2 protein-coding genes are annotated in these 2,980 nt (G+C 71.0%); both read left to right on the top strand.

Annotated elements, in window-relative coordinates; genetic code table 11:
* Window positions 1-111: 111 nt before the first annotated feature.
* On the top strand, window positions 112-1,311 hold the full coding sequence (abrC1, locus tag ACNFOC_RS52715; protein WP_416966076.1) for a sensor histidine kinase AbrC1: 1,200 nt from the start codon (window positions 112-114) through the stop codon (window positions 1,309-1,311).
* A 299-nt stretch (window positions 1,312-1,610) separates the two neighbouring features.
* On the top strand, window positions 1,611-2,978 hold the full coding sequence (gene abrC2 / locus ACNFOC_RS52720) for a sensor histidine kinase AbrC2 (protein WP_416966077.1): 1,368 nt from the start codon (window positions 1,611-1,613) through the stop codon (window positions 2,976-2,978).
* The last annotated feature ends 2 nt before the right edge of the window (window positions 2,979-2,980 follow it).

Genomic DNA, 2,980 nt, shown 5'->3' on the forward strand with positions numbered 1-2,980 from the left:
CCTGATCTCTCCCCCCTCCCCCCCCCGAGATGCCATGGTGGGGTTTTCCCCAGCAGACCTGGGCGGCGGACCTCATGGCGCTGGGGCGCGCCACCCGGCACGCTGGCCCATATGACCGTACGCATCCCCTACGCCGACCCGGCGGCACCCGGCGGCGAGCTCGACGAGCCGTTGCCGCCGGCCCGCTTCGCCTACGACAGACACACCTGGAAGGAGATCGCGCATCTCCTGACGAATCTGCCGGTGTCGGTGTTCGGCTTCGTCTATGTGGTGACGATGCTGTTCATCAGCGCCGGGATGACCGTCACCGTGGTCGGGTTCCCGCTGCTCGCGCTGGGGTTGATGGGCGCGCGGCTGATCGGGAAGTTCGAGCGGGGCCGGGCGAGGCGGCTGCTCGGGGTGCGGATCGACGAGCCGAGCCCGTTGCCGTGGCGCAAGGGCGGCGGGCTGCTGCAACGGGTGTGGATGGCGCTGAAGGACCCGGTCGGCTGGCGGACGGTGCTGTACGACGGGATGCGGTTGCCGTGGGGCATCGTCACCTTCACCATCACGCTGACCTCGCTGTTCGTGCTGTGGCCTGTGCTGCCGTTCATCGCGCGCGGGCTGGCGAACGCGGACCGGGCGATGGTGCGCGGCCTCCTCTCCCCCTCCGACGAACTGGAGCGCCGTATCGCCGAGTTGGAGTCGGACCGGGGTGTCGTGGTCGACACGGCGGCGGCCGATCTGCGGCGCATCGAGCGCGATCTGCACGACGGGGCGCAGGCCCGGCTCGTCAATCTGGCCATGGGGCTGGGGCTGGCCAAGGAGAAACTGCTGGAGGGCCAGGCCGACGAGCAGGTCGCCGCGATGGTCGACGAGGCGCACGGCGAGGTGAAGCTGGCGCTCCAGGAACTGCGGGACCTTGCGCGCGGGATCCATCCCGCCGTCCTCACCGACCGCGGGCTGGACGCCGCCCTCTCCTCCGTCGCCTCGCGCTGCACGGTGCCGGTGAAGGTGACGGCCGACCTCGGCGCGCGCCCGGCGGCCGCCATCGAGGGCATCGCGTACTTCACCGTCTCCGAGCTGCTTCAGAACATCAGCAAGCACAGCGGTGCCCGTACGGCGTCGGTGGACGTGTGGCGGGCGGAGGACCGGCTGCTCATCCAGGTCTGGGACGACGGCCGCGGCGGCGCCCGCCTCGACGGCGGCACCGGCATGCGCGGCCTCGCCGACCGCCTCGGCGCCGTCGACGGCCTCTTCGTCCTCGACTCCCCACCCGGCGGCCCCACCACCGTCACAGCGGAACTGCCCTGGCGGGAACGGACCGCCTAACCCCATGGCGAGCAGAGACAGCGCCCCCACCTCCAAAACCACAACCACACCCGCATGCGCGGCCTCGCCGACCGCCTCGGCGCCGTCGACGGCCTCTTCGTCCTCGACTCCCCACCCGGCGGCCCCACGACCGTCACAGCGGAACTGCCGTGGCGGGAGCGGACCGCCTAGCCGGGCCGGGGGTAGGGAAAACCCCCCTCCCGAGAGGCCGACGGACTCCATGGTTCGCGGACCTGCGGCGCAGCAGTCTGGAGATACGACAGCACGGCTGCGGAAACGAGTAGAACGGGACGACGTCAATGGCCACGGAGTACGGGCAGGGGTACGGATCGCACGGCATGTTCGACCTCGACGAACGGCTCGACGAGCGGCTCGATGAGCGGCGTCGGCACCGGCTGCCGGCCGCGCTGCGCGCACCGCTGGAGGCGCGCAGCTGGCGGGAGTTCGGGTATGTGCTGCTGAGCCTGCCGATCAGCATCCTGCTCTTCACGTACGCCGTCACGATGGTGTCGCTGGGAGCGGGCCTGCTCATCACGTTCCTCGGTGTGCCCGTCCTGGCGGGCGCGCTGGCCGGCTGCCGCGGGTTCGGCGCGCTGGAGCGGGCGCGGGCGCGCCGGCTGCTCGACCTGGACGTCGCCGACCCCGAGCCGCTGCGCATGAAGAGGAACGGCCCGATGGCCTGGATGGGCGCGGTCCTCAAGAGCGGCGCGTCCTGGCGCCATCTGCTGTACGCGGTACTGCACTTCCCGTGGGCGGTCTTCTCCTTCGTCGTCGCCCTCAACTTCTGGGCGTACGGCTGGGCCCTGCTGACGTACCCGCTGTGGTTCTGGCTCTTCCCCATGTACGGCGGTGGGGGCGGCCTTCAGCTGTACGGCGACGAGCATCACCAGATCTATCTGGACAACCCGTTCGAGATCACGGTGACCGCGCTGGTGGGTCTGCTGTTCACGCTGGCCACGCCGTGGATCGTACGGGCGCTGACGATGGTGGACCGGGTGATGGTGCACGGGCTGCTCGGCCCGTCGACGCTGGCGACGCGGGTCGTGGAGCTGGAGTCGGACCGGGGTGTCGTGGTCGACACGGCGGCGGCGGATCTACGGCGGATCGAGCGCGACCTGCACGACGGGGCGCAGGCCCGGCTCGTGGCCCTGGCCATGGATCTGGGGCTGGCGAAGGAGAAGCTGACGGAGGACCCGCAGGCGGCGGCGCGGATGGTGGGCGAGGCGCACGGTGAGGTGAAGACGGCGTTGCAGGAACTGCGGGATCTGGCGCGCGGGATCCATCCTGCGGTGCTGACGGATCGCGGGCTGGATGCCGCCCTGTCCTCCGTGGCCTCGCGGTGCACGGTGCCGGTGCAGGTGGACGTGGATCTGCCGGCGCGGCCGGCGGCCGCGATCGAGGGGATCGCGTACTTCACCGTCTCCGAGCTGCTTCAGAACATCAGCAAGCATGCGAAGGCCACGTGGGCCGCGGTGGATGTGTGGCGGGTGGAGAACCGGCTGATGTTGCAGGTCGTGGACAACGGGGTGGGCGGCGCGGATGCCTCCGGCGGTTCGGGGTTGGCTGGTCTTGCCGGGCGGTTGGACGCGGTGGACGGGATTCTGGTGGTCGACTCACCGGTGGGTGGGCCTACCCGGATCACGGCGGAGTTGCCCTGGCGGGGCTGAGC

The sequence above is a fragment of the Streptomyces colwelliae genome (genome assembly GCF_048158785.1).
Classification (GTDB): domain Bacteria; phylum Actinomycetota; class Actinomycetes; order Streptomycetales; family Streptomycetaceae; genus Streptomyces.